Raw genomic sequence first — 6,435 nt, forward strand, 5'->3', positions numbered from 1 at the left:
GGCTGGGAGGTACCCCCTGGCGGGGCTTGGGTCTGCTCCGCAGGTGAGTTCGGGGCCGGGGCAGATCCAGCCCGTCCGGCGATTGAGGACCGGGGGGTCCGGAGGCGGAGTCAGGGGGTGGGGTCGGCCGGGTGGGGGGCCATGGGCAGGAGCGAGGCCAGCCGCTGCTCGCACAGCTCGACCAGCTTCCCGTACCCGCCCGCCCCCATCAGCTCCGTCAGCTCCGCCCGGTACGACACGTACACCGGCTCCCCCGCCCCGTGCGCAGACGTGGCCGACGTGCACCACCAGTGCAGATCGTGCCCGCCGGGCCCCCACCCGCGCCGGTCGTACTCGCCGATCGACACCTGCAGCACCCGCGTGTCGTCCGGCCGGTCGATCCAGTCGTACGTCCGCCGGATCGGCAGCTGCCAGCACACGTCCGGCTTGGTCTCCAGCGGCTCCCGCCCCTCGCGCAGGGCCAGGATGTGCAGGGAGCAGCCCGCGCCGCCCGCGAACCCGGGGCGGTTCTGGAAGATGCACGAGCCCTCCCAGCGCCGGGTCTGCCGCTCCCCGTCCTCGTCCTTCTGGACCCAGCCGGTGGAGGTGCCCACGTCGTGGAACTGCCACAGCTCGGGCGTCAGCCGCGCCACGTGCCCGGCGACCCGCTTCTCGTCGTCCTCGTCGGAGAAGTGCGCGCCCAGCGTGCAGCAGCCGTCGTCGGCGCGGCCGGCACGGATGCCCTGGCAGCCGCTGCCAAAGATGCACGTCCAGCGGGAGGTCAGCCAGGTCAGGTCGCAGCGGAAGACCTGCTCCTCGTCCTCCGGGTCCGGGAACTCCACCCACGCGCGCGGGAAGTCGATCCCCACCTCGTCGCTCACGACCTGCTTCCTTCCGGCCTTGGCGGCCTTGTCGACCTTGGCAGCCTTGCCGGTCCTGCCGGTCTTGGCCTTTCCGGCCTTGCCGGCGGCCTTCCCGGCCTTGGCCGGCTTCGCCTGCTCGGCCTTCTTCGTGTTGGGCACATCCCAAGCCTAAGCGGGCGGAACCCCTCCGTTACCCCCGGAGAGGCGGGTGTTTCCGCAAAGGCGCAGTAGCGTTCCGTACATGAGACTCGGTGTCCTTGATGTGGGTTCGAACACGATCCATCTGCTGGCAGTGGATGCGCACCCGGGTGCGCGCCCACTGCCCGCGCACTCGCACAAGGCGGAACTGCGCCTGGCCGAACTGCTCGACGCCGACGGGGCCATCGGCCCCGAGGGGATCGACAAGCTCGTCGGAGTGATCGCCGGCGCGGCCCAGGCGGCCGAGGACAAGGGCTGCGAAGAGGTCCTGCCGTTCGCCACCTCCGCGGTCCGCGAGGCCACCAACGCCGACGAGGTCCTGGAGCGGGTCCGGCAGGAGACCGGCATCGAGCTCCAGGTGCTCAGCGGCTCGGAGGAGGCCCGCCTCACCTTCCTCGCCGTGCGCCGCTGGTTCGGCTGGTCGGCCGGCCGGCTGCTGGTCCTCGACATCGGCGGCGGCTCCCTGGAAGTCGCCTTCGGCATCGACGAGGAGCCCGACGCGGCCGTCTCCCTGCCGCTCGGCGCGGGCCGGCTCACCGCCGGCTGGCTGCCCGGGGACCCCGCCGACCCGGACGACGTGCGGGCCCTGCGCCGGCATGCGCGGGCGCAGATCGCCCGTACCGTCGGCGAGTTCAGCCGCTTCGGGGCGCCCGACCACGTGGTGGCGACCTCCAAGACCTTCAAGCAGCTCGCCAGGATCGCCGGCGCCGCGCGCTCCGCCGAGGGCCTCTACGTACAGCGGGAACTCAGCCGCAAGGCCCTGGAGGAGTGGGTGCCCCGGCTGGCCGCGATGACCACCGCCGAGCGCGCGGCCCTGCCGGGGGTTTCCGAGGGCCGGGCCGGGCAGCTGCTGGCAGGCGCGCTGGTGGCGGAGGCGGCGATGGACCTGTACGGGGTCGACGACCTGGAGATCTGCCCGTGGGCCCTGCGCGAGGGCATCATCCTGCGCCGCCTCGACCACCTGCCGTAGCGTCCTGCGCGCCGGGACCCCCGCGCACGGGGGCGAGGCGCAGGGACCGGGCGCAGGGACCGGGGGCAGGAACCTGGCGTACGGACCCCGCGCACGGACCGGTGCACGGAGCGGGGCGCAGGAACCCGGCGTACGGACCCCGCGCACGGACCGGTTCAGGACGCCGGCACCCGTCCCCGCACGCAGGCCGGGACCGCCCCGTACCCTGTCCCCGTGGCAGATCCAGCGGTGCGCGTTCCGGGTGCGAAGGTCGCCCTCTCCACGGCCTCGGTGTATCCGGAGTCGACGGCGACGGCCTTCGAGATCGCCGCGCGCCTCGGGTACGACGGGGTCGAGGTCATGGTCTGGACGGATCCCGTCAGCCAGGACGTCGAGGCCCTGCGCCGGCTGTCCGACTACCACGGGGTCCCGATCCTGGCCGTGCACGCGCCCTGCCTGCTCATCACCCAGCGGGTCTGGTCCACCGACCCGTGGACCAAGCTGGAGCGGGCCCGGTCGGCCGCCGAGCGGCTCGGGGCGTCCACGGTGGTCGTGCACCCGCCGTTCCGCTGGCAGCGCCAGTACGCGCGGGAGTTCGTCGAGGGCATCTGGCGGATGGCCGACGAGACCGACGTCAGGTTCGCCGTGGAGAACATGTACCCGTGGCGCTACCGGGACCGCGAGATGCTCGCGTACGCCCCCGAATGGGACGTCACCAAGGACGACTACCGGCACTTCACGGTGGACCTCTCGCACACCGCCACCGCGCGCACCGACGCCACCGCGATGATCGACCGGATGGGCGACCGGCTGGCCCACGTCCACCTCGCCGACGGCAACGGCTCCGCCAAGGACGAGCACCTCGTGCCCGGCCGCGGCACCCAGCCCTGCGCCGAGCTGCTGCACCGGCTCGCCCTCGGCGGCTTCGACGGGCACGTGGTCATCGAGGTCAACACCCGCCGCGCGATGTCCGCCGCCGAGCGCGAGGCCGACCTCGCCGAGGCCCTCGCCTTCACCCGCGAACACCTCGCCGCCGCCCTGCACACCCCGCGGGTCCGCCGACCGTGAGCGGCACGCACACGGACGGGCCCGCCGGCGCCACGCCGCGGGGGGACGGGGGCACCCGGCCGGGGAACGGAGACACGGTTCCGGGGAGCGGCACCACGTCGGCCGGGAACGGGGACACCGTGCCCGGGTCCGGGGACACCCCGGCAGCGGCCCGCGAGCCGGCCGCCCCTGCCGAGCCGCCCCGCGCCGAGCCGGCCACCTCCCCCGAGCCGCCCCGCGCCGAGCCCTCCGCCGCGCCCGCCCGCCCCCGCCGCGGGCGCGGCCGCCCCTCCCGGGCCGAGGCCGAGAGCGCGCCCGGCGGCCTCCAGGAGCAGATCCGGCTCGCCGCCCGCGAGGAGTTCGCCGCCCGCGGGTACGACAAGACCTCCGTACGCGGCATCGCCAAGGCCGCGGGCGTGGACCCGGCCCTGGTCCACCACTACTTCGGCACCAAGGAAGAGGTGTTCGAGGCCGCCGTCGAGGTGAGCATCGAGCCCGCCCTGCTCGTGCCGGCCGTCCTCGGCCAGGGCCCGGACGGCGTCGGCGAGCGCCTCGCGCGCTACTTCCTCGCCGTCTGGGAGAACCCCGCCACCCGGGCCCCGCTGCTCGCCGTCATCCGTTCGGCCCTCACCCACGAGGCCGCCGCCAAGGTGCTCCGGCGCCTGGTGCTGCGCCGCGTGCTGGAGCGGGTGGCCGCCGACCTCGACGTACCGGACCCCACCTTCCGCGCCGAGCTCGCCGCCTCCCACATGATCGGCATCGCCGTCCTGCGGTACGTGGTCCAGGTCGAGCCCCTCGCGTCTGCCGACCCGGAGCAGATCGTGGCGATGGTCGCCCCCACCCTCCAGCGCTACCTGACCGAGGGCTGACCGGGGGCTGACCGGGGGCTGACCGGGGACTGACCGGGGACTGACGGAGGCCGACCGACGCTGACCGGGCCTGACCGGCAGGCTGACCGCAGTCTGACCCGGCCATCCCGCGATACGGACAGACTGTCCAGATCTTGGAGTGCGGGCGTAGGCTCGTAACCGTCAGATCCGTGTCTCCTGGGGAGTAACCCGATGCCCGAGCTCCGGTCCCGCACCGTCACCCACGGCCGCAACATGGCGGGCGCGCGCGCCCTGATGCGCGCCTCGGGCGTAGCGAGCGAGGACATCGGGAAGCCGATCGTCGCCGTCGCCAACTCCTTCACCGAGTTCGTCCCCGGCCACACCCACCTGGCACCCGTCGGCCGCATCGTCTCCGACGCCATCCGCGCCGCCGGCGCCATCCCGCGCGAGTTCAACACGATCGCCGTGGACGACGGCATCGCCATGGGCCACGCCGGGATGCTGTACTCCCTGCCCTCCCGCGACCTCATCGCGGACAGCGTCGAGTACATGGTCGAGGCCCACTGCGCCGACGCCCTGATCTGCATCTCCAACTGCGACAAGATCACCCCCGGCATGCTCATGGCCGCGATGCGCCTGAACATCCCCGTGGTCTTCGTCTCCGGCGGCCCCATGGAGGCCGGCCAGGCCACCCTCGTCGACGGCACCGTCCGCAAGCTCGACCTCGTCAACGCCATCGTCGACGCGGTCAACGAGAACGTCTCGGACGAGGACATCCTCCGCATCGAGGAGAACGCCTGCCCCACCTGCGGCTCCTGTTCCGGCATGTTCACCGCCAACTCGATGAACTGCCTCGCCGAGGCCATCGGCCTGGCCCTCCCCGGCAACGGCTCGGTCCTCGCCACCCACACCGCCCGCCGCGCCCTGTACGAGGACGCCGGCCGCACCGTCGTCGAGATCACCAAGCGCTACTACGAGGACGGCGACGAGTCCGTCCTGCCGCGCAACATCGCCACCCGCCAGGCCTTCGAGAACGCCATGGCCCTCGACATCGCCATGGGCGGCTCCACCAACACGATCCTGCACCTGCTGGCCGCCGCCCAGGAGGCGGGCCTCGACTACGACCTCAAGGACATCGACGAGGTCTCCCGCCGGGTGCCCTGCCTGGCCAAGGTCGCCCCGAACGTCGCCCCCGGCGGTACGTACTACATGGAGGACGTGCACCGCGCCGGCGGCATCCCCGCCATCCTCGGCGAGCTGCACCGCGGCGGGCTCCTCAACAAGGACGTCACGTCCGTCCACTCCGAGAACCTCGACGACTGGCTCGGCACGTGGGACGCCCGCTCCGGCACCGCCTCCGCCGAGGCCCTGGAGCTGTGGCACGCGGCCCCCGGCTGCAAGCGCTCCGCCACCGCCTTCTCCCAGTCCGAACGCTGGGACACCCTCGACCTCGACGCCGAGAACGGCTGCATCCGCTCGGTCGAGCACGCGTACTCCAAGGACGGCGGCCTCGCGGTCCTGCGCGGCAACATCGCCGTGGACGGCTGCGTCGTGAAGACCGCCGGGGTCGACGAGTCCATCTGGACCTTCGAGGGCCCGGCCGTGGTCTGCGAATCCCAGGACGAGGCGGTCGAGAAGATCCTCTCCAAGCAGGTCAAGCCCGGCGACGTGGTCGTCATCCGCTACGAGGGCCCCAAGGGCGGCCCCGGCATGCAGGAGATGCTCTACCCGACCTCGTTCCTCAAGGGCCGCGGCCTCGGCAAGACCTGCGCCCTGGTGACCGACGGCCGCTTCTCCGGCGGCACCTCGGGCCTGTCCATCGGCCACGCCTCCCCGGAGGCGGCCTCCGGCGGCACCATCGCCCTCGTCGAGGACGGCGACCGCATCCGCATCGACATCCCGAACCGCTCCATCGACCTCCTCGTGGACGACGCCACGCTGGCGGCCCGCCGCGAGGCACTGGGGGGCGTGTACGCCCCGAAGAACCGCGAACGGACGGTGTCCGCGGCGCTGCGTGCGTACGCGGCGATGGCCACGAGCGCGGACAAGGGCGCAGTCCGCGACGTCTCCAAGCTGCCCTGACCCCTCGGGGGCGCCGCCCCCGTGCCCCTGCGCCTCGGTTTCGGGGGCGCTGCCCCCGGGCTCCTGCGCCTCAGGCGCCGGCGGGGCTGGGGGGTGGCCCTTGGCTGTTGGTGAGGGTGCGGCCTGGTGGTGGGTTTCGGGGGCGCTGCCCCCGGACCCCCGCGCCTCAAGCGCCGGCGGGGCTGGAGTGTGCCCCCCGGCCGCTGGTGAAGGCGCGGGCTGCTGCCGGGTGTGAGGGTGTGGCCTCTGGCGGGTGGTGGAGGCGTGGCCTGCTGGCTGTTGGTGTGGGTGTGGCCTGGTGGTGGGTTTCGGGGGCGCTGCCCCCGGACCCCCGCGCCTCAAGCGCCGGCGGGGCTGGAGTGTGCCCCCCGGCCGCTGGTGAAGACATGGCCTGCTGCCGGGTGTGAGGGTGTGGCCTCTGGCGGGTGGTGGAGGCGTGGCCTGCTGGCTGTTGGTGTGGGTGTGGCCTGGTGGTGGGTTTCGGGGG

General features: G+C 73.5%; 5 protein-coding genes. 4 read left to right on the plus strand and 1 reads right to left on the minus strand.

Annotation, left to right across the window (positions count from 1 at the left end):
- Nucleotides 1-110 precede the first annotated feature (110 nt).
- The gene (locus ACZ407_RS31615) at nt 111-860 is read right to left on the minus strand and encodes a DUF3109 family protein (protein ID WP_468134372.1); all 750 of its coding nucleotides are present in this window, start codon (nt 858-860) and stop codon (nt 111-113) included.
- Between the two features lie 223 nt (nt 861-1,083).
- Here ACZ407_RS31615 and ACZ407_RS31620 point away from each other — a divergent pair, with 223 nt between their 5' ends.
- The 4 genes from ACZ407_RS31620 (at nt 1,084) to ilvD (ending at nt 5,948) form a co-directional block, all read left to right on the plus strand.
- Nucleotides 1,084-2,010 (plus strand): Ppx/GppA family phosphatase, encoded by a 927-nt coding sequence (locus ACZ407_RS31620; RefSeq protein WP_468134344.1) that lies wholly within the window; start codon nt 1,084-1,086, stop codon nt 2,008-2,010.
- A 213-nt stretch (nt 2,011-2,223) separates the two neighbouring features.
- Nucleotides 2,224-3,057 (plus strand): sugar phosphate isomerase/epimerase family protein, encoded by an 834-nt coding sequence (locus ACZ407_RS31625; RefSeq protein WP_468134346.1) that lies wholly within the window; start codon nt 2,224-2,226, stop codon nt 3,055-3,057.
- 119 nt (nt 3,058-3,176) lie between these two features.
- Nucleotides 3,177-3,905, plus strand: a complete 729-nt coding sequence (locus tag ACZ407_RS31630; RefSeq protein WP_468134348.1) for a TetR/AcrR family transcriptional regulator — start codon at nt 3,177-3,179, stop codon at nt 3,903-3,905.
- A 192-nt stretch (nt 3,906-4,097) separates the two neighbouring features.
- The gene (gene ilvD, locus ACZ407_RS31635) at nt 4,098-5,948 is read left to right on the plus strand and encodes a dihydroxy-acid dehydratase (protein WP_468134350.1); all 1,851 of its coding nucleotides are present in this window, start codon (nt 4,098-4,100) and stop codon (nt 5,946-5,948) included.
- Nucleotides 5,949-6,435 lie beyond the last annotated feature (487 nt).

This window comes from Streptomyces sp. NPDC030809, from assembly GCF_055572195.1.